This window comes from Actinophytocola sp. (assembly GCF_045807065.1).
In the GTDB taxonomy this organism is placed as follows: Bacteria; Actinomycetota; Actinomycetes; order Mycobacteriales; family Pseudonocardiaceae; genus Actinophytocola.
This window is the reverse complement of sequence record NZ_JBJMIE010000425.1, coordinates 1-20541: the sequence shown is the minus strand read 5'-3', so window position 1 is coordinate 20541 and position 20541 is coordinate 1. Positions and strand designations below refer to the sequence as shown.

Below are 20541 nucleotides of genomic sequence, written 5' to 3'. Positions count from 1 at the left end.
CGTCGAGTCGTACTGGTATCTCCCCGGGGTCGACCCCGGTCCAGTCCAGCCGCTCGAGCCGGACCGGCTGGTGCCGCCGGACGACCTGCAACGGGTGCGGCAGCCCGTCCCATGCGAAGACGGTGCGCAGCGCCGGGTGCCGGTCCACCACCCGCTGCCAGGCCGCCGCGAAGACCTCGACGTCGAGCTCGCCACGCAGCACGAGCCCGGTCTGCTCGAAGTAGTCCGCCGACCCGGGGTCGAAGATCGAGCGGAACAGCATGCCCGACTGCAGCGGGGACAGCGGGTAGAGGTCCGCGACGTCCTCGGCCGCGATGGGCAGCCGGGCGAGGAGCCCGTCGAGGGTGGGCTGGTCCAGACCGGCGAGGGGGAAGTCGCTGGGGGTCGCGCCGACCGCGTCGGCGGCCAGGCAGTGGTCGATCAGGTCGGTCAGGTGCGCCAGGTACCGCTGCGCGACTCGGCGCACGGTCTCCTCGGTGTGCCGGTTGGCAGAGTAACCCCAGTACAGCCTCAGGGTGTCCGCGCTGACCAACGCGGTGACGCCGATCAGGTGTGTTCGTTCGCCGTCCGGATCCCGCTCGGTGCCCAGGGTTTCCGGTCGGTCCCGGAACCGGCCCCCGGTGTCGCGCTGCCGGTCGAGCCGGCCGAGGTAGTTGAACGAGAGCGCGGGCGCCGGCGCCGTCGCCAGCTCCGCGGCGGTGTCCGCACGCAGGTAGCGGGCGAGTCCGTACCCGATGCCGTGCCGGGGCACGGCCCGGAGCAGCTCCTTGGTCGCCTTGAGCTGGTCCCCCCACCCGCCGGCTGCCGGCGAACACAGCTCCACCGGCAGCACGCTCGTGAACCAGCCGACGGTCCTGGACAGGTCGACGTCGTCGAACAGCGGCTCGCGCCCGTGGCCCTCCAGTTCCACCAGCGCGGAGTCCCCGCCCGTCCACTCGGTGAGGGTGCGGGCCAACGCGGCGAGCAACACGTCGTTGATCTCGGTCCGGTACACCGCCGGCACGCGGCGCAGGAGCGCGTCGGTGCGCGCCGCCGGCAGCACCACCTCCACCACCCGGCCGGACGCCTCGCAGTTCGGGCCGTGGTCGTGATCCACCGGGAGGGGTGCCGCGGTCGGGGCCGTTCGCACCCAGGAGGCGGCCTCGTCGGCGAACTCCGGGGAGTTCGCGTAGTCGGTGAGGCGCCGCGCCCAGTACTGGAAGGAGGTGCTCTTGGCCGGCAGGGCGACCGGCTCGCCGGCGTCGAGCTGCCGGCACGCGGTGTCCAGGTCCTCGAGGATGATGCCCCAGGAGACGGTGTCCACGGCGACGTGGTGGATCGCGATCACCAGTTCGGTGCCCCGGTCGCCATCGGTGAACACCGCGGCGGCGACGATCGGCCCGTCGGCCAGGGACAGTCCCGACTGGACCTCGTGGCCGACCCGGTCGCGGACCTCCCGCCGCGCCCGCTCGGCCAACCCCGCGAGGTCGACCACCCGCACCAACCGGTGCGGCTCGGTCTCGGCGACCACGGCCCGCCAGCGCTCGTCCACGTGGGACAGCCGCATCCGCAGCGCGTCGTGGTGCCCGACCACCGCCGCCAGCGCGCGCGCCACCACGTCGGGGCGCACGGCGGGATCGCAGTCCAGCACGATCGACTGGTTGAGGTGGTCGTGCCGCAGCCCGGGGTGCTCGGTGAACCAGCGCAGCACCGGGGTCAGCGCCACCGCGCCCGACACCGCGTGCTGGTCGGCCCGCACCGCGACCGCCGTGCCCGAGCCGACCGCCGCCGCCAGCGCCGCCACGGTGTGGTGCTCGAACACCTGCCGCACGGTGACCGCGAACCCCGCCTTCCTGGCCCTGGCGGCGATCTGGATGGCCAGGATGGAGTCCCCGCCGAGCTCGAAGAAGTCGTCGTGCACGCCGACCTCGTCCCACCCCAGCGTCCTGGCCCAGATCTCGGCCAGGCCGGCCTCCGTCGGGGTGGCCGGGGCCTGGTGCCGCGTCCCGGCGGGTGGACCGGCGGGCTCCGGGTCGGGCAGGGCGGTGCGGTCCACCTTGCCGGCCGCGGTCAGCGGCAGCCGGTCCAGCACCAGCCACACCCGGGGCACCATGTAGGTCGGCAGCGACCGGGCGACGAACCCGCGCAGCTCGTCGACGTCGATGTCGGCGTCGACATCCCCGCCCGCGTGCGCGACCACGTAGGCCACCAGGCGCTTGTGCCCGGGGGTGTCCTCCCGTGCGACCACGACGGCCTCGCTGACCCGCTCGTGCAGCAGCAGCCTGGCCTCGATCTCACCGAGCTCGATCCGGTAGCCGAGGATCTTGACCTGGTGGTCGATGCGGCCGAGGAAGTCGAGGTTCCCGTCCGCCCGGAACCGGGCGAGGTCACCGGTGCGGTACATCCGCATCCCCGGCGTGGCGGCGAACGGGTCCGGCACGAACTTCTCGGCCGTCAGCCCGCGCCGGTCGAGGTACCCGCGCGCGACTCCCGCGCCGCCGATGCACAGCTCCCCGACCGCGCCGACCGGCACCGGTTCGAGGCGCTCGTCGAGCACGTACATCCGGGTGTTCGCGATCGGCCGGCCGATGGACACCGGGACCGACGGGTCGAAGTCCTCGTCCACCAGGTAGGTCGAGCAGCCGACCACGGTCTCGGTCGGGCCGTACTCGTCGATGATCCGCGCGTTCGGCGCGACCTTCCGCCAGGCGGCGACGGTCTCCGGCCGGACCTCGTCGGCGCCGACCACGAAGGTCCGTACACAGTGGACACTGTCCTGCTCGGGCAGCATTCCGCGCAGTACGTCCAGGTGTCCCGGGGTGAGCTTGAGCAGGCTGTAGTCGCCGGGGCCACGCAGCAGGTCCGTCAGCGCCGTGAGGCTCCTGTCCCTGGGCAGCAACGTGACGTCCTTCCCGCCGATCAACGGCAGGAAGAAGTTCGGCACCGAGAGGTCGAACGCGATCGAGCCGAGCATGGGCGCCCCGGACGCGCCGGACAGGCCGTACCCGTCGATCGCCCACCACAGGTAGTTGACGAGGCCGGCGTGCGAGATCAGCACGCCCTTCGGCCGGCCGGTCGAACCGGACGTGTACATCACGTAGACCAGGTTGTCCGGACCGGCGACCGGAACCGGGTCGTGGTCGGGCAGGCCGTCGGGGAACTCGGCGGAGTCCAGCGACACCAGGGTGCCGGCGAACTCCGCCGGCAGCGCCGCGGCCGCGGCGCCGTGGGTCACCACCACTCGGGCACCGGTGTCGGACAACATGAACGCGAGCCGGTCGGCCGGGTGCTCCGGGTCGAGCGGCACGTAGGCGGCGCCGGCCTTGAGCACGCCGAGCAGCGCGACGAACACCTCGACGCAGGTCTCGACGCAGACCCCGACCACCGACTCGGGCCCGACCCCGAGCCCGCGCAGGTGGTGGGCGAGCCGGTTGGCCCGTGCGTTGAGCTCGGCATAGCCGACCGTGCCGCCGTCCACGTCGGTCACCGCGGTCGCGTTCGGCGCCCGGCGCACCGCCGCCTCGAACAGTTCGGGCAGGGTGGCCGTGGGGTACTCCGCCGCGGTGTCGTTCCACCCGGTGGTCACCTCGGCCCGCTCCCGGTCCGGCAGGATGTCCAGATCGGACAGGCGGGTGTCCGGGTCGGCGACCAACCGCTCGAGGACCGTCGCCATCCGGTCGGCGAACCGGGCCGCGGTCTCGGCGCGGAACAGGTCGGTCGAGTAGTCGATCCGCAGCTCGATCCGGTCGCCGAAGTCGATGGCGAACAACGCGAGGTCGACCTTGCCGGAGTCGTTGTGCAGGTTGGCGTACTCGGTCCGCAGCCCCTCGAACCGCCAGTCCTCCTCGGCCTGGTCGACCAGCTGGAAGAGGACCTGGAACAGTGGGTTGCGCGCCGGCTCGCGTGCCGGGGCGGTGGCGGCGACGATCTGCTCGAACGAGACGTCCTGGTGGTCGAGCGCGCCGAGCACGGCGCGGTGCGTGCGGTCGAGGTACTCGGCGAACGTGGGGTTGCCGGACAGGTCGGCCGGAATGGGCACCGTGTTGGCGAACAGGCCGACCAGGTTCGCCACCTCGACGCGGTCCCGGCCGGAGGTCAGCGAGCCGACCGCGAAGCTGTCCTGCCCGCTGCACTTCTCCAGCACCACCCCGAAGGCGGCGAGCAGCGTGGTGAACAGGGTGACCCCGTAGCGGCGGGACAGCGCGCGCACCGCGGCGGTCGACACCTCGGGCAGCGCCCGGCCGGCCCGCTTCGCCCGGTAGCTCGCCCGTGCGGGGTAGGGGAAGTCCGTGGGCAGCGCGAGCACCGGCCGGATCCCGTCCAGCGCCTGCCGCCAGTAGTCGAGCTGCCGCTCGCCCAGCTCGCCGCGCACCCGATCGGCCTGCCAGCGCGCGTAGTCCGCGTACTGGAGCACCGGCTCAGGCAGGGACGCCGGCACCCCGCGCACGTGCGCCGAGTACAGCTCACCGAGCTCACGCCCGAGCACCGCGCAGGACCAGCCGTCGCACGCCAGGTGGTGCATGGTGAGCAGCAGCAGGTGTTCCCCGGGGTCCACCCGGAACAGGCTCACCCGCAGGACCGGGCCGGCGGCCAGGTCGAACCCGCGCCGCAGCTCCTCCTGCGCCAGGGCTACGGCATCGTCCCTGGCGCGCTCTCCCGCGGTGAGGTCCACCACCCGAAGACCAGCGCCGCGGTCCGGGCCGATCACGGCCACCGGCTGGTTCTCCCCGGCGTCCACATAGGTGGTGCGCAGGATCTCGTGGCGGCGAACCAGCTCGTCGAGGGCGCGGCGGAGCGCGTCGACGTCGAGGGGGCCACGCAGCCACCACTGCCGGTGCACGCTGTACACCGAGTTGTCCGGCAGGACCTGGTCCACCACCCACAGCGCGTGCTGTGCGGGGGGCAGCGGCACCGGCTCCCCGGCCGGGCGTGAGGGGATGCCGCCGTCGCCGCCTGCTCCCTCGCCACGCAGCCGCCGCTCCAGCAGGGCGAGCTTGGCCGGGGAGAGCCGCCGGGTGTCGAACGGTGTCGTGCTCATGGTGAACCCCTGGTCCCAGTGCCTAGTTGCCGAGCGGTTCGCCGTCGGCGCCGGCCATCCGGCGGCGCAGGCTCAGCGGGCGCATGTCGGTCCACACCTTCTCGATGTGCGCCAGGCATTCCTCCTTGGAGCCGCGCACCCCGACACCGCGCCAGCCCGGCGGGTCCGCGCGGTCGGCGAGCCAGATCGAGTACTGCTCCTCGTCGTTGATCACGACCTTGTACATCGGGTGGTCGCCCGCCTTCCTCGTGGTGGTCACGGTTGGCCCAGCAGCTCGCGTGCCTGCTCGTCGGTGAGCTCGGCGATCTCGGCGAGCAGGATCTCCTCGACCATCGCCGCCGCCCTGGCCGGTGTCGGGCACTCGAACATCAGGGTCAGGGGCAGCGCGGTGGTGAACGCCTGCCGCATCCGCCCGATGGCGCGGGTGGCGAGCAGCGAGTGCCCGCCCTCGGCGAAGAAGTCGTCGTTGACGCCGAGGTGCGGGGTGCCGAGCACGCTCGCCCAGATCTCGGTGACGATCCGCTCCGCGCTGGTGCGCGGCGCCACCGGCGGTTCGCCGTGCTCGTCGTGGATCGCCGGCGCGGGCAGGCCACGCCGGTCCAGCTTTCCGTTGGCGTGGCGGGGAAGCGCGTCCACGACCAGGACCGAGCCGGGTACCGCGTAGCCCGGCAGCAGTTCCCTGGTGTGCTCGGTGAGCAGCCTCGGCGAGCACGTCGTGCCGCCCCGGAGCACGACGTAGGCGGCCAGCCGCTTGTCGCCGGGTACCGCCTCCCAGGCGATCACCGCGGCGTCGGCCACCGCGGGGTGCACGCGCAGGGCGTGCTCGACCTCGCCCAGCTCCACCCGCACGCCGCGCACCTTGACCTGGTCGTCGCGCCGGGACAGGAAGCTCAGCGCGCCGTCGGCGCCCAGCCGTCCCCAGTCGCCGGTGCGGTAGACCCGCTCGCCGGGGCGGTAGGGGTGGGGCAGGAACACCTCGGCGGTTCGCCCGGGGTCGCCGAGGTAGCCGCGGGCCAGCCCCACACCGGCGATGAACAGCTCGCCGGCGAGCCAGACCGGCAGCTGGTCGAGCCGCTGGTCCAGCACCAGCACCTCGTTGTTGTCGATGGGCACCCCGATGGAGACACTGCGACCGCCCAGGCTCGCGTCCTCCGGCCGGCACACCCGGCAGGTCGAGTCGATGGACACCTCGGTGGCGCCCCAGGTGTTGTCCAGCGTCACCCGGTCGCCGAACCGGTCGCGGAACCGCCGCACCAGCGCCGGGCGCAGGGCCTCCCCGCTGGACAGGACGCTGCGCAGCGCGCCGAGCCCGTCGGTGTCGGCGTCGGTCAGCGTCTCCAGGAACAGGTCCAGCATGCTCGGCACGAACTGGACGTGCACCGCGCGGTGCCGGACCGCGGCGTCGGCGATGGCCCTCGGATCGCGGTGCAGACCGGGACCGAGCATCGCCACCCGCGCGCCGACCATGAGTGGCCAGAAGATCTCCACGGCCGCGTCGTCGAAGGTGAGCGTGGTCTTGTGCAGCACGGTCTCGCCCGGCCGCAGGGGGTGGTGCCGCTGCATCCAGCACATCCGGTTGACCCACCCGGCGTGGGTGTTGGCCACCCCTTTGGGCTGGCCGGTCGAGCCGGAGGTGTAGTAGACGGCGCACAGGTTGGCCGGATGGACGGCCACGGCCGGGGCGGTGGTGGGCCCACCGCTGGGCGGCAGCGCCAACGGCCGGCCGCCGGCGTCGGCCACGAGACCGGCGTGCGTGGCGGAGACCAGGCACACCGGCGCCTTCCCGTCGGCCAGCAACCGCGCGATCCGCGCCCGCGGGGTGTCGGTCTCGATCGGCAGGTATGCCCCGCCCGCCTTGAGCACGCCGAGCAGCGCGGCGGCCATCCCGACCGACCGGTCGAGCATGACGCCGACGACCACGTCCGGTCCGACGCCGTGCTCGCGCAGCAGACCGGCGACCCGGTTCGCCCACGCGTCCAGCTCGGCGTAGCTGACCGCGCCCCCGTCGTCGGTCACCGCGACCGCGTCCGGTGTGCACGCGACCTGCTCCTCGACCAGCTCGTGCAGGCACCGGTCCGGCACCTCGACGCGCGGGCGGGCGATCAGCTCGCGCACGGCCGCCCGCTCCGCCGGGCCGGCCAGGTCGAGGTGGTCGATCGGGGTCGTCGGGTCCGCCGCGATCGCGCCGAGCAGGGTGGTGAAGTGCCCGACCAGGCGGTCGATCGTGGCGGGCAGGTACAGCCCGGTGTCATAGCGGACCGCGCCGACCAGACCGCCGTCGCGGTGCGCGAAGTCGAGCTCGAGGTCGTACTTCGCCGGGATCGGCGGGCCGGGCAGCGGACTGACCGCGAGGCCGGGCAGGACGGCGTCGCGCCCGCGCTCGTTGGACAGCCGGACCACGATCTGGAAGATCGGGGTCCTGGACAGGTCGCGCTCCCCACCCAGCTCCGCCACGAGCCGGTCGAACGGCACGTCCTGGTGCGCGTACGCCTCCAGCGTCCGGTCGCGCGTGCGGGCGAGCAGCTCGGCGAAGCCGGGGTTGCCGGACAGGTCCGCGCGCAGCACCAGCATGTTGATGAAGAAGCCGATCAGCGACTCCGACTCGGTGACCTCGCGTTCCGCGGCCGTGGTGCCCAGGGTGATGTCCGCGACGCCGCTGTAGCGGTAGAGCAGTGTCTGCCAGGCCGTCAGCAGGGCCATGAACAGCGTCGCGCCGGTGCCGGTCGCCAACCGTTCCAGCCCGGCGGTCACCTCGCGGCCGACGGTGAACGACCGGACCACCGCCGGGGCACCCCGGTGCGGCGCCCGGGGCAGGTCGCCGGTGAGCTCGAACGGTGCCGCGCCGTCGAGCTCGGCACGCCAGAACTCCAGCTTCGCCGCGAACTCCGGGCTGTCCGCACGGGACTGCTGGAAGGCGGCGACGTCGGCGTACTGCACGGAAAGCGGCGGCAGCGGCGATGGCCGCCCGGCCGTGAAGGCGCCGTAGAGCGCTTCGAGCTCGGCGAAGAAGATCGAGGTCGACCACTCGTCGAACACCATGTGGTGCACCGTCAGGCAGAGCGCGTGGTCCCGGTCGCCGAGGCGCAGCAGGGTCGCGCGGATCGGTAGCCCGCGCTCGATGTCGAACGGCCGGAAGCCCTCCTCGGCGACCGCCGCGGCGAGACCGGCCCCGGTGCGGTCGGCCAGCTCGGACTCCACCAGTTCCAGGGTGAACTCCTCGGCGGTGCGCACCAGCCCCACCGGCTCGTCGGCCACGACGGACACGCTGGTGCGCAGCACCTCGTGCCGGTCGACGATCTCCCGCAGCGCGCGGCTCAGGGCCGGGACGTCCAGCTCGCCGGTGATCCGCACGGCCATGGGGATGAAGTAGTGGGTGCTCCCGGTCAGGAACTGGTCGAGGAACCACAGCCGCTTCTGGCTCAGCGACAGCGGTAGCGGGTGCGCCCTGTCGATGATCGGGATCCCGCCGGCGGGCCGGCCGGCGGCGGCCGGGCCCGCGGCGATGACGGCCGCGCTCATCCGGTCGGCCAGCACCGTGGCGAACTCGGCGAGGACCGGGTACCGGAGCACGTCACGCAGCATGCCGCGGGTGGACAGGGTGGGCACCAGCTCGCCGATCCTGGCCACCACCTGGCCCGCGGTGAGCGAGTGGCCGCCGAGGTCGAAGAAGCTGTCCTCGGTGGCGACCGCGTCGACCTCGAGGATCTCCGTCCAGATGTCGGCGACCAGCCGCTCGGTCGGGGTGCGCGGCGCGGTCCGATCGCCGAGCACGTCGTCGGGTGCGGGATCCGCCGTGTCCGCGGTGTCCGTCGGGGTGGTCGTGGCGAGGTCGAGCAGGTCGGCGAGCGGGATGGCGGGGTCCTCGACGACCCGGGAGAGGATGCGGTGGAACTCCTGCCGCAGCTCCTCGATCGTGCCGGCGTCGAACAGCTCGGTCTTGTACTGCCACTGCCCGACCGGACCGTCGTGGTCGTAGCCGACGGTGAGGGTCAGGTCGACGTCGGTCGAGGTGGGCGTCCGGCCCTCCCCGGTGACCGTGAGGCCGGGCAGCCGCAGTGCCTCGGCAGGCGCGTTGTTCACCTGGAACACCACCTGTACCAACGGTTCCCGGCCCGGCTCCCGGTCCGGCCGCAGTGCCGCGACCAGCCGCGCCAGCGGCACCTCGGGACGGTCGTGGGTGTCGAGCGTGACGTCCCGGACGTGGGACAGCAGGTCGGCGAAGGTGTCCAGGCCGGCCAGGCGGATCCGGAACGGGACGGTGTCCACGAAGCAGCCGACGAGGGGTTCCAGGTCCAGCTCGCCCCGGCCGGCGGTGGGCACCCCGATCACCAGGTCCCGCTGGCCGCCGCGAGCGGCCAGGAGCCCCGCGAACGCGGCGAGCAGCACCATGAACGCCGAGGCCCGGGCCGTGGCGCCCAGTCGCTCCACCTCGCGCATGAGCGGCGCGGGTATGGCGGCGCGGCTGGCGTGCCCGGCGAACCCGGTGCGGGCGCGCGGGGGCCGGTCGAAGGGCAGCCGCATTGTCGGGGGAGCACCGGCCATGGTCTGGACCCACTGGTCGAGGTCCGCGCGCAGCTCCTGCGCGGTGCGGCCGCGCTGGCGGGTCGCGTAGTCGGCGTACCGCGTCCCCGCCCGCGCCGGCGCGGGCGCCGATCCACTGTGGAAGGCCTGGTACAGCTCGGAGAGCTCGGTGTCGACGACCGCCTTGGACCACGCGTCGAACGCGATGTGGTGCACGACGAGGGTCAACGCGTGCCGGCCGGGACCGACCGCGAAAAGCGTCCACCGCACCGGTGCCTCGGCGGCGAGGTCGAACGGGCGGTTCACCGACTCGTCGAGGAGCCGGCCGATCTCGCCGGCCGGATCGGCGTCGCCGGCCAGGTCGACGAAGGGGAGCCGGTGACCGTCCGGGGTGGACACGCACTGGGTCGCGCCGTCCGGGTACCGGGTGCGCAGGATCTCGTGCCGCCGGTGCAGCTCGGCGACGGCGGCGGCCAGCGCCGAGGTGTCGAGGTCGCCGTCGATCCAGTGCACGAAGGCGAGGTTGTTGGCGGAGGCGCCGGAGTCGAGCCCCTCGAACAGGTACATCCGCTCCTGCTGGTAGGAAAGCGGCGCGGTTCGCTGCCACACGTCAGCCATGTTTCCTATGTTCTGCTTTCCGGTATTGGTGGCCTATCCAACGGATATCCGGGCACGCCGGAGCACGGATACGGGGTCGGCCGTGTAGTCGACCGACACGTTGCCGGCCAGCTCATGGCACGCGGTTGTCGCGTCGGCGAGTTTTCCCGCGTGGTCGGGGTCGTCGTTGGATATCAGGATTCCGAGGACGGTGCCGCTGTGCGCGACGACCACACCGAGCCCGCCGACCTGCCGGCACAGCTCGCGCAGCCGGTCCAGGTACCGCTTGGGACAGCGCGCCTGGTTCAGCTCCGCGCTCCTGGTCGCCACCCGGCCGACCGTGGCCAGGTCGCCGCACGCCAGCGCCACCGCCAGCAGGTCGAGCAGCCGGGCGTACTCCCGCCGCTCGCCCGTGGTGATCGGTGTGCGGGTCGCGTTGAAGCTCACCGTGTCGACCTGACCGCCCTCGTCCACCCCCACGATGGTCAGCGGCGGCGGCGCGGCCAGGCAGCGGTACAGCTCCACCCTGCGGTGGTAGAAGGCCACCACGTCGCGGTACATGAGCCCGTCGGTCGGCTCGATCGTGCGCAGGAACGCCTCGGCGGTGCGCGGCGTGATCCGACGTCCGATGGCCTTGCCGGTGGCCCGGATCGTCGCGACCAGGTCGGCGGACGAGCTGGCCATGCCCTTGCCCTCGGGGAGCTGGCTGGTCACCAGCAACCGGCCGCCCGGTGCCACCCCGTGGCAGGCCAGGACCGACCGGGCGATCCGCAGCGACTTGTGCTTGTGCGCCGGCTCCACCCGCAGCTCGTCGGCGTCCGGGAGCAGGGTGAGCCGGGCCGTCGACCAGCGCACGATCGGCAGGGTCACCAGGAAGTCCTGGTCCGGCCCGGGAAGCGCCCCTTGCAGCAGCTCGCCGAAGGTGCCGAACGAGATGCCCGCACCGTGTCGGAGATCGCCGCGCGCGGTGACGACCAGGTCGGTCACGGCGGGCCGGCCGTGGTGGGGACCGGCACGGCGGCGGCCTGGTGCCGCGCTATCCGCCGCAGCCGGGCGAGCACCAGCGGACCGGCGACGATGTGGATGACACCCTGGACCGCGATGAGCGGGAGCACGCCGACCGTGGTGGCCAGCGTGCTGCCCAGCACGGTGCCCAGCAGCATCGCCGCCGCGGCCGCCGCGGAGATCGCGCCGAACACGCGGCCGCGGTAGTCCTCCGGCGCGCGCAGCTGTAGCAGGGTGTAGAAACCGGCGTTCAGCGCGGCGATGGGGAGTCCGACGACCGCGAGCAGCGCGAAGGCCGGCCACACGCCGGGCAGTGCGAGCGGGTAGAGCGCGAACAGCAGCGCCAGCACGCCGAAAACCATGGCGCCGTACCCGAGCAGCTCGACCGGCTTCGCCCTGGCGGCGAACGTCGCGATGGCGATCCCGCCCACGATGCCGCCGACGGCCTGGATCCCGTTGACCGCGCCGAACTGCGCGCCGCTCGCGCCGATGACACCGATGACGAACGGCGCGAACAGGGCGCTGAGGACCCCCTCGCCGAAGTTCGACAGCACCCGGTAGCCGAGCAGGGCGGACAGGTCGGCGTCGCGGCCGCACAGCCGGACCCCGTCGGCCCATTCGCGCCAGGTCCGGCGGGCCCGGCCGGCCGTGCGCGGTTCGGCACCCTCGTCGCGCCGGGCCCCGGTGGCGGCCGGGATCCACGCGATCAGGGCGGCCGCGACGGCGTAGCTCGCCACGTTCACGACCGTCACGGCCATGATCCCGCCGGCGACCGCGATCACCCCGCCGAGCGCGGATCCGACCAGCCGGGCGACCTGGTTGTTCTGCCCGTTGAGCGCGTTGGCCACGACCAGCTCCTCCCGCGGCACGACGGCGGGCACGAACGCCGCCTCGGCGGAGGTGAACAGCTGGGCGATCGAGTTCTGCGCCGCGACGGTGAGGTAGATGATCCAGAGCTGCCCGGTGCCGTGCACGAACAGCACGGGCAGCAGCGAGACGGCGAGCGAGACGTTCGCGGCCACCATGGTGGTCCGGCGGTCCCACCGGTCGGCGAACACACCGGCCACCGAGCCGAGCAGGAAGTGGGGCAGCAGGGCGGTGAACACGATCGCGCCGGCGGCCAGCGCCGAGCCGGTGACCGCGAAGACGGAGAACATCATGCCGATGCTGAAGATCCAGTCCCCGGACAGGGAGATCAGACCGGCGGTCAGCAGCAGCCGGTAGCTTCGGTTACGTGCGACGAGATTCCACGCCGTTCCCATGAAATTCCCTTTTCCGTCGCGCGATCGTCGACATCGAAACATCAGCACACCCGATATGAGGGCGTCAATACTCCGCCCGAGAATTATCCAACCGATCGCGAACGAATACGGAACAGATAATTGCGCGAGTTTGTCTGTGCTCATGCCGGCGCGAGCCAAACTGGTGGGACACGAAAACACGGTGTCGTCGTTCTACGGGATGTTCCCGTATCCCTGGCGGCCGATGTTCTTCGACACGATCAGTGACCCGGCGTTCCACGAGACGTTCGTCAGGCAGGAGGTCGGCAGGTCCGACACCGGTCCGTTCGCCGACATCTGGGTCGCGGGGTGCGGCACGAACCAGGCGCTGATCACCGCGCTGCGGTTCCCCCTGGCGAGGGTGCTCGGCACGGACGTCTCCGCCGAGTCGCTGGCGATCTGTGCGGAGAACGCGGGGAAGGTCGGGGTGACCAACCTGCGGCTCGAACAGCAGGGCATCACCCACAGCGGCCACGACCGGGAGTTCGACCTGGTGATCTGCACCGGTGTGGTGCACCACAACCCGGAACCGGAGCGGTGCCTGCGCAGGCTGGCGGCGGCACTGCGGGACGACGGTGTGCTCGAGTTGATGGTGTACAACCGGTTCCACCGGGTGGAGTCGTCCGCGTTCCAGGAGGCGCTGGGCATACTGCTGCCCGGCGACGATTCCGACCACCGCGCCCGCCTCGCCTCGGCCCGTGCCCTGGCCGGCTCGATCCGGGTCGAGAGCACGCTGACCCAGAGCCTGCGTGCCATGGCCGACAGTCCGGAGCCGGACTGGGCCGACGTCTGGACCAACCCGTGCGAGAAGTCCTACGACGTCCGAACGCTCTCCCGGCTCGCCGGGGAGTGCGGGCTGCTGCTCGAGGCTCCCAAGGTCAACGCGATCGACAAGGCGAACAACCTGTTCCGGTGGACGCTCGACCTGGCCGACACCGGTCTGCGGGACCGGTTCTGCGCCCTGCCGGACGAGGCGCGCTGGCAGTTGGTGAACCTGCTCCACCTGAACCGCTCGCCGATGCTGTGGTTCTACCTCCGTCCCGACCGGAACGGGGCCGGCCGCGTGTCGGACGTGGACCGCAACCGCCTCTTCCTGGACAGCGTGCTGGACCGGCCGACCGCGGTGAAACGGCGGTACCTGCTCGGCGACGACGGCGGCTACACGCTGGATCCCCGGGCGACACCGGTCAGGAAGCTCCCCGCACCGGCCGCGGTGCGCGACATCTGGGAGCAGGTCGACGGCACGAGGACCGGCCGGGAGATCTTCGCCGAGACCGGCCGGGGCATGGACTTCAACTCCGTCTACGAGGCGCGCGTCATGCTCACCACCCCGGAGTTCCCGCACGTGACACTGGTTCCCCCCGCGCATGCCGCCACCAACGGGTGGGCGCGAACATGAGCGCCCCCACCAACCGGCGCACGGCCGGCGGTTCACCGCGGTTGGCCGGCGACGCCCCGCACCTCGACGGTGCCCGCCTGCTCGACGTCCTGGGGGAGATCTCCCGGATCGGCGCACAGCCCGGCGCGGGCATCACCCGGACCGGCCTGGGCGCCGAGGAGGCACAGGCCCGCGCCTACCTGGCGAAGCGGTACCGCCGAGACGGGCTGGTCGCCCGGACCGACCAGGCCGGCAACCTGATCGTGCGCCGGCGCGGGGCGGATCCGGCCCGGCCGGTGCTGTTGCTCGGGTCCCACGTGGACACCGTGGTGCGTGGCGGCCGGCTCGACGGCACCTATGGTGTCGTGGCCGCGTGCGAGGTGGTGCGAACCCTGGCGCGGCTGGAGTCGGCGCCGGCCTACGAGCCGGTCGCGGTGGCGTTCAGCAACGAGGAGGGCGCCCGCTTCCCCTACCCGTTCTTCGGCTCGCTCGGCCTGACCGGCCGGTTGGACCTCGCCCGCGCGGCGACGACGACCGACCGGGACGGCACGGCACTGCCGGACGCCCTGCGCACCGCGGGTGGTGACCTCGACACGGTCGGCGCGGCCGCCTGGCCGGACGGGGCGATCGCCGGTTACCTGGAGCTGCACATCGAGCAGGGGCCGGTGCTGGCGGACCGGGACATCCCGATCGGCGTCGTCGAGGCGATCACCGGGCGCACCATCATCGACATCACCGTGCACGGCGTGCAGGGCCATGCCGGCACCACGCCGATGTCCCTGCGCAGGGACGCGCTGGTGGTGGCGGCGCAGGTGGTGCTGGCGGTGGAGCGGCTGGCCACCGGCCGCGACCTGTGCGCGGTCAGCACCGTCGGCTGCCTCGACGGCGAGCCCAACGTCACCAACGTCATCCCCGGCACGGTCCGGCTCACCGCCGAGATCAGGGACGGCCGGCCGGAGCGCCTGCGTGCCGCCGAACGCGCGCTCGTCGCCGAGCTGTCCGCGCTCGGCCCGGCGACCGGCACCAGGATCGACCATGACCTGCGCCGGGTGACCCGGCCGACCAGGACCGACCACCGGCTGCGCGCGGCGGTCGTCGCGGCGGCCGACGATCTCGGGCTGCCGCACCTGGAGATGTTCAGCGGTGCGGGGCACGACGCGCAGATCGTCGCGCGGTCGGCACCCGTCGGCATGGTGTTCGTGCCGAGCCGGGACGGCGTCAGCCACGCGCCGCAGGAGCACACCGACGACGACCTGCTCGTCGCCGGCGCCGACACCCTCCTGAACGCGGCGCTGCGGCTGGTGGCGGACAGGTGGTGACGGGAGTGGACCCGGGTGCTGGCGTGGCTCTGGCGGAACTGGCCGGACAGGCGTGGCGGGACGTGCTGCGGTGTCCCGGACCATCCTGTCTGGACAACTTCTTCGAGCTGGGCGGGCATTCGGTGGCCGGCGCGCGGGTGATGTCCCGGCTGCAGCCCCACGTCGCGACCCGGCTGTCCCTGCGGGTGCTGTTCGACCACCCCGTCTTCGGTGAGTTCGTGGCGGCGATCACCCGTCTCGCCGAGCAGCCGGCGTAGCCGGACCACGGAGGAGAGTGCGTGATGTCAGCTGAGCCGGTGCGCCGGGTCGGGGTGTTCTGCGGCGCGAAGGCCGGCCACCGCCCCGGCTTCCTCGACTGTGCGCGGGAGCTGGGCACCGCGCTCGGCGGCAGCGGGATCGGCCTGGTGTACGGCGGCAGCGCCGGTGGGCTCATGGGTGAGCTGGCCGACGCCGTGCTCCGCTCGGGCGGGCACGTGATCGGGGTGATCCCACGCCACCTCACCCAGCACGACCCGGTCAAGACCGATGTCGACGAGTGCCACCTCGTCGACACCATGCACGAGCGCAAGTCGACCATGTACCGCCTGGCCGACTCGTTCATCGCACTGCCAGGTGGTTTCGGCACGCTCGACGAGCTGTTCGAGATCCTGACCTGGCGCAAGATCGGTCTGCACCGCAAGCCGATCGTCGTGCTGAACGTGACAGGCTATTTCGACACCCTGCTGGGCATGGTCGACCACGCCACCCACGAGGGATTCGTCTCGCCGGACGACCGGCACCTGCTGTCCATCGTGGACACGGTGGCCGCCGCCGTGGCCGTGGTCGGGCAGGCGGGTGTCACGGTCGGGTCGTGACCGTGGCCCCGGTGATCGGCCGACGTCGGCCTGGACGAGCCCCCCACCCGTCATCCGTCGGGCCGGACGGCACGCGGCGCGGCTGCCGACGTGCTGTCGGGCCGGTAGCCGAAACGGACGAATATCGATTCGATACCCGGGTGCCGATACTGGGAAACGTGGGGAAACCAGAGCTCGACACCAGGAACCGCGCGGCGACCTCGGCTGGCGGTGGCCGGCTGAAGTTCCTGGTCTCCAGCGTGCCCACCGACTCGCACACCTGGAACCTGGTCGTTCTGCAGCTGCTCATCGAGGAGATGGGGCACCGGGTCGTCAACCTGGGTCCGTGCGTTCCGGTGCACCTGCTGCTGAGCGCCTGCCGTGCCGAGCGTCCGGACTACGTCGTGCTCAGCACGGTCAACGGGCACGGGCAGGTGGACGGGGCCAGGGTGATCCACGCGCTGCGCGCCGACCCCGCGCTGGCCGGCCTGGTCGTCGTCATCGGCGGCAGGTTCGGCACGCGCGGCGACGCCGGCCCCGGTCTGCGCCGGGACCTGCTCGCGCGCGGCTACGACGCGGTGTTCCCGGCCGATGTGGACGGACCGGCACGCGCCGTCGAGCAGCTGCGCCAGTTCGTCGAGGCGCGTGCCGCGGGTGCCAGATGACCGCGCGGCAGCCGCAGTCGCAGTTCAGCCGGTTCATCGCCGACCAGCGCCGGGCCGGGACGTTGACCCTGCAGCCGCGGATGGGCTTCGGCGACCCGGCGCGGATGCGGCAGGGGCTGCTGGCCGTGCGGTCCGCCGGTCTGCCCGCCATCGGCACGGTGACCCTGGACAGCTACACCCGGCACAACGAGCACGAGCAGGCCGCCGCGGCGTGCGCGGCCGGGGTGGAGCTCAACGGCTACCCGCTGGTGGCGATCCCGCTGGCGCGCACCGCGCGGATGCTGGACGGGGTGGCGAGTGCGAGGTTCCCGGTGCAGGTGCGGCACGGTTCCGCGCAACCGGAACAGATCTTCGCCACCATGCTGGCGGCCGGGCTCGACGCGTCCGAGGGCGGCCCGGTGTCGTACTGCCTGCCCTACAGCCGCATCCCGGTGCGGGTGGCCACCGCGGCGTGGTCGCGAGCGGTGCGGATGCTCGCCGCCCAGCGGGACCGGGGTGTGCTGTGCCACCTGGAGAGCTTCGGTGGCTGCATGCTCGGTCAGCTGTGCCCGCCGGGCCTGCTGGTCGCGTTGTCCGTGCTGGAGTGCCTGTTCTTCGTCGAGCACGGACTGGGCAGTGTGTCGGCGAGCTATGCCCAGCAGACGAACACCGACCAGGACATCGAGGCGCTGTGGGCGCTACGCCGGTTGTGTGCCGAGGAGCTGTCCACAGTGGTCGATCACCACCTCGTCCTCTACACCTACATGGGGCTGTACCCCTCGACCCAGGCCGGCGGCCGGGTCCTGCTCGCCGACAGCGTGCGGCTCGCGGTCCGCACCGGCACCGAACGCCTGATCGTCAAGACCACGGCCGAGGCACACCGCATCCCGACGGTCGCGGAGAACCTCGAGGCGCTGCGGCTGGCGCACGAGTGCGCGCTGGCCGAGCCGGGTCCCGAGCCGGCGCCGGACGGCGACACCGAGGTGTACCTGCAGGCCCGCGTGCTCGTGGACGAGGTGCGCAACCTCGCGCCGACGCTCACCGAGGCGCTGCCGCTCGCGTTCGAACGGGGCCTGCTGGACGTGCCGTACTGCCTGCATCCCGACAACCGCAACGAAGCCCGGTGTGTGCTCGACACGGACGGCCGCCTCGTGTGGTGGGACACCGGCCTGCTGCCGTTGCCGGCCGCACTGGGCGGCCGGCGGCGCACCGAGCGGGTCGGCGCGTCCCGGCTGCTCGCCGACCTCACCCATCACCGGCGCCGTCTCGACCACCCCACCCGTCGACAAGCTCCCCTCCGACACGCTGGGAACGAACGCCATGGCCAACGCCTACCGCACTGAGCTCGACCGCCGCCCGCCCACCTCACCACGCGAGCACCTGTCGTCCCCGGTGACCCGCGCCGTGCTGCGGATCCAGCACCGGATCCTCAGCGCCGCTCGGGAGTTCTTCGCCGCCAGGGACTTCGTCGAGCTGCTCGCGCCGATCATCGGCCCGGTCACCGATCCCGGCACACGCGGGTCGAAACAGGTGGACGTCGACTTCTACGGCCACCGGTACAAGCTCATGACGAGCGCGATCCTGTACAAGCAGGCGTCGTTGCTCGCCTTCGACAAGATCTTCTACGTCGCGCCGAACGTGCGGCTGGAGCCGCCCGAGACCGCGTCGACCGACCGGCACCTCGCCGAGTTCCACCAGATCGACGTCGAGATCGCCGGTGCGTCCGCGCACGACGTCCAGAGCGTGTTGACCGGGCTGGTCCGGCACGTCGTGCGCCGGGTCGTGGCCGACCTGCCGGCCGAGCTCGAGTTGCTCGGCCGCGACCCGGCGGCGCTCACCGGGTTCGTCGACCGGCCGTTCGACCGGATGTCGCACACCGACGCCGTGGCTGTGCTGCGCGAGCTCGGCCATCCCCAGGACCCGCACGCCGAGATCGACTGGGCCGGCGAGCAGGTCCTGTCCGACAAGGCCGACGCGCCGTTCTTCGTCGTCGACTATCCCAAGGGTTCCCGCGGTTTCTACGACCGGGAGAGCCGCGGCGAGCCCGGCGTACTGCGGAACTTCGACCTCATCGCACCCGAGGGGTACGGCGAGCTGTGCAGCGGCAGCGAGCGTGAGTTCGAGTACTCGCGGATCGTCGCACGCATGCGGGAGACGGGTGAGAACCCGGCCAAGTACGGCTGGTACCTGCGGATGGTGCGCGAGGGGATCCCGGCCAGCGCGGGCTTCGGCCTCGGTCTCGAGCGGTTCACCCGGTACGTCGCCGGCCTGCCTGCCGTCTGGCAGGCCAGCGCGTATCCGAAACTCCCGGGAGTGGTGTCGCCATGAGCGCGCCCGAGCCATCCGGCGGCGCACCGGTTCGGCGAGGGGACGGGCCAGTGGTAGGGCTGCGGGCGGAGCACTTCCCGGCCGCCGCGGTTCGCACGCGTGCGCGGACCGGGTGCGCGGCGGTGTTCCCGCCCGAGGACGGTTACGGCACCGCGGTGTTCGGCGCGGCGGTCCGGTCCGGCGCCGACCTGATCGACTCCGCTCGGCTGGTGCCGCCGGTGTTCACGCCGCACCGGCTGGAACGGTTGATCGATCTCGCGCGGGAACCGACCCACCGGGACGTCGTGCTCGACACCGTCGTCGGCGGGTTCCGCTCGCCGCTGCCGGTGTACCTGTCGGCCTTCGGGTCGACCAGGGTGGCCACCGGCGACCTCGGGCTCGCGGCGAGCCGGCAGGCCGGCCGGTTGGGTATCCCGATGTGCGTCGGGGAGAACATCGTGCCGGTGAACGGGTACCGGCGAGCCGAGGAGGGGAGTTCGGCGTCGTTGCTCGGCCGGATCCGGGCCTACGCGGCGGAACTCGGCGACGGTGGGGGAGTGGTGGTTCAGCAGAGCACCGAGGACGCGGATGCCGAAGTCTGGAACCTGGTCTACAGCGATCCCGGTGTGCGGCCGCTGCTCGACTCCGGTCGGCTGGCCTTCGAGCTGAAGGTCGGGCAGGGCGCCAAGCCCGGGTTGGGTGGGATGACCGTGCTGGACCGGGCCGCGGCGGCACGCGTCGCCGACCAGTACACGTTGGACCCGGCGTTCGGCGCCGAGGGCGTTCGGGTGTTGCGGTGCGCGAGTCCCGGGACGTTCACCGCCGAGATCCTGCGCCACCAGGTCCGGTTGATGGGCAACAACTTCCCGCGTGCGCGGCGGTGGGTGAAGCTGCCGCCGGCCCGTGACGTGCTGCAGGCGTGCACCGTGGCCTGGGAGGCCGGTGCGGACGCGGTGACGGTCGACGGAGCCGAGGCGGGTACCGGTTGGGCGCCACTGGGTTTCCTCGACCACGTCGGGTTGTCGCTGGGGGAGTGCCTGTCGCGGATCGGCCGGCAGTCGTCGTGCCTGCTCGCGTCCGGGCGCATGTGGGAGGGCACTCGGGTGGCCAAGTGCCTCGCCATGGGGGCAACCGCGGTCGGGCTCGGCCGTGCTGCCCTGCTCGCGGTCGACGAGGACGGGGACGACGGGCTCGTGCGGTTGGTCGACTGCCTCGCGCTCGAGCTGCGCATGATCATCAGTGCGCTGGGGAAGTACACCGTCGACGCACTCGACCTCGAGGACATCTGGTTCTAGCCCGGCTCCCCGAGGTTTCAGGTGCTGGTCGCGTTCCGGGGTGCGGGCACGGCGGTCGACAGCAGGGACTCGACGTCGAATATCCGGCGTAGCACGGCTACGCGCTCCGCGTGCGGTTCCTCGGCGAGTTGGGTCAGCGCGAACGTTCGGAGCAGGCCGCGCAGGTGGAACCGGACCTGCCCGTTCGCTTCGCGCGCCACGTCGAGGAGGCCGGCGTTCACGAGTTCGGCCAGGGCGTCGTCGGCGGCGTCCTCGGCCAGGTCGAGCATCGGCGCGCACACCCAGCTGGCGAAGCCCGCCGTGCCCAGCAGGCTTGCCCGGCGCAGCAGCAGTTGGGCTTGTTCG

General features: G+C 72.5%; 14 protein-coding genes. 8 read left to right on the top strand and 6 right to left on the bottom strand.

What is annotated here, in order from left to right; genetic code table 11:
- From ACJ73U_RS25035 to ACJ73U_RS25015, 5 genes are all read right to left on the bottom strand, one after another.
- Nucleotides 1-5017: amino acid adenylation domain-containing protein (locus tag ACJ73U_RS25035; RefSeq protein WP_407780146.1), on the bottom strand; the 5017-nt coding region annotated here is incomplete at its 3' end.
- Between the two features lie 22 nt (nucleotides 5018-5039).
- Entirely contained in the window at nucleotides 5040-5243 is a 204-nt protein-coding gene (locus ACJ73U_RS25030) for an MbtH family protein (RefSeq protein WP_407780147.1), read from the bottom strand.
- A gap of 29 nt (nucleotides 5244-5272) precedes the next feature.
- Nucleotides 5273-10156, bottom strand: coding sequence for an amino acid adenylation domain-containing protein (locus ACJ73U_RS25025; RefSeq protein WP_407780145.1), 4884 nt, complete (start codon nucleotides 10154-10156; stop codon nucleotides 5273-5275).
- Nucleotides 10157-10189: 33 nt separating this feature from the next.
- Entirely contained in the window at nucleotides 10190-11122 is a 933-nt protein-coding gene (locus tag ACJ73U_RS25020) for a kinase (RefSeq protein ID WP_407780144.1), read from the bottom strand.
- Nucleotides 11119-12402, bottom strand: a complete 1284-nt coding sequence (locus tag ACJ73U_RS25015; protein ID WP_407780143.1) for an MFS transporter — start codon at nucleotides 12400-12402, stop codon at nucleotides 11119-11121. The genes ACJ73U_RS25020 and ACJ73U_RS25015 overlap by 4 nt, the downstream gene beginning before the upstream one ends.
- Nucleotides 12403-12565: 163 nt before the next feature.
- On the opposite strand from ACJ73U_RS25015, the gene ACJ73U_RS25010 reads away from it, so the two are divergent.
- From ACJ73U_RS25010 to ACJ73U_RS24975, 8 genes are all read left to right on the top strand, one after another.
- A complete protein-coding gene (locus tag ACJ73U_RS25010; RefSeq protein ID WP_407780142.1) occupies nucleotides 12566-13819 on the top strand; it encodes a class I SAM-dependent methyltransferase in 1254 nt (417 codons plus the stop codon).
- Nucleotides 13816-15117 carry a Zn-dependent hydrolase gene (locus tag ACJ73U_RS25005; protein WP_407780141.1) on the top strand — a complete coding sequence of 434 codons (1302 nt, stop codon included), beginning with the start codon at nucleotides 13816-13818 and terminating at the stop codon, nucleotides 15115-15117. Before ACJ73U_RS25010 ends, ACJ73U_RS25005 begins: the two co-directional genes overlap by 4 nt.
- A gap of 23 nt (nucleotides 15118-15140) precedes the next feature.
- Nucleotides 15141-15374: a phosphopantetheine-binding protein gene (locus tag ACJ73U_RS25000; protein ID WP_407780140.1), complete on the top strand. Its 234-nt coding sequence runs from the start codon at nucleotides 15141-15143 to the stop codon at nucleotides 15372-15374.
- A 24-nt stretch (nucleotides 15375-15398) separates the two neighbouring features.
- Nucleotides 15399-15971, top strand: a complete 573-nt coding sequence (locus ACJ73U_RS24995; protein WP_407780139.1) for a TIGR00730 family Rossman fold protein — start codon at nucleotides 15399-15401, stop codon at nucleotides 15969-15971.
- 158 nt (nucleotides 15972-16129) lie between these two features.
- Nucleotides 16130-16615, top strand: coding sequence for a cobalamin B12-binding domain-containing protein (locus tag ACJ73U_RS24990; RefSeq protein ID WP_407780138.1), 486 nt, complete (start codon nucleotides 16130-16132; stop codon nucleotides 16613-16615).
- Nucleotides 16612-17937 carry a methylaspartate mutase gene (locus ACJ73U_RS24985; protein ID WP_407780137.1) on the top strand — a complete coding sequence of 442 codons (1326 nt, stop codon included), beginning with the start codon at nucleotides 16612-16614 and terminating at the stop codon, nucleotides 17935-17937. The genes ACJ73U_RS24990 and ACJ73U_RS24985 overlap by 4 nt, the downstream gene beginning before the upstream one ends.
- The gene (locus ACJ73U_RS24980; RefSeq protein ID WP_407780136.1) at nucleotides 17915-18922 is read left to right on the top strand and encodes an asparagine synthetase A; all 1008 of its coding nucleotides are present in this window, start codon (nucleotides 17915-17917) and stop codon (nucleotides 18920-18922) included. Before ACJ73U_RS24985 ends, ACJ73U_RS24980 begins: the two co-directional genes overlap by 23 nt.
- Before the next feature lie 50 nt (nucleotides 18923-18972).
- Nucleotides 18973-20196 (top strand): glutamate synthase-related protein, encoded by a 1224-nt coding sequence (locus ACJ73U_RS24975; RefSeq protein WP_407780135.1) that lies wholly within the window; start codon nucleotides 18973-18975, stop codon nucleotides 20194-20196.
- A 17-nt stretch (nucleotides 20197-20213) separates the two neighbouring features.
- Here the strand turns inward: ACJ73U_RS24975 and ACJ73U_RS24970 are convergent.
- Nucleotides 20214-20541: hypothetical protein (locus ACJ73U_RS24970; RefSeq protein WP_407780134.1), on the bottom strand; the 328-nt coding region annotated here is incomplete at its 5' end.

Excerpts from the sequence above, each read along its gene's own strand:
- ACJ73U_RS25030 (WP_407780147.1), bottom strand. The coding sequence starts at position 5,243 with ATGTACAAGGTCGTGATCAACGACGAGGAGCAGTACTCGATCTGGCTC.
- ACJ73U_RS25025 (WP_407780145.1), bottom strand. The coding sequence starts at position 10,156 with ATGGCTGACGTGTGGCAGCGAACCGCGCCGCTTTCCTACCAGCAGGAG.
- ACJ73U_RS25015 (WP_407780143.1), bottom strand. The coding sequence starts at position 12,402 with ATGGGAACGGCGTGGAATCTCGTCGCACGTAACCGAAGCTACCGGCTG.
- ACJ73U_RS25005 (WP_407780141.1), top strand. The coding sequence starts at position 13,816 with ATGAGCGCCCCCACCAACCGGCGCACGGCCGGCGGTTCACCGCGGTTG.
- ACJ73U_RS24995 (WP_407780139.1), top strand. The coding sequence starts at position 15,399 with ATGTCAGCTGAGCCGGTGCGCCGGGTCGGGGTGTTCTGCGGCGCGAAG.
- ACJ73U_RS24985 (WP_407780137.1), top strand. The coding sequence starts at position 16,612 with ATGACCGCGCGGCAGCCGCAGTCGCAGTTCAGCCGGTTCATCGCCGAC.
- ACJ73U_RS24980 (WP_407780136.1), top strand. The coding sequence starts at position 17,915 with ATGGCCAACGCCTACCGCACTGAGCTCGACCGCCGCCCGCCCACCTCA.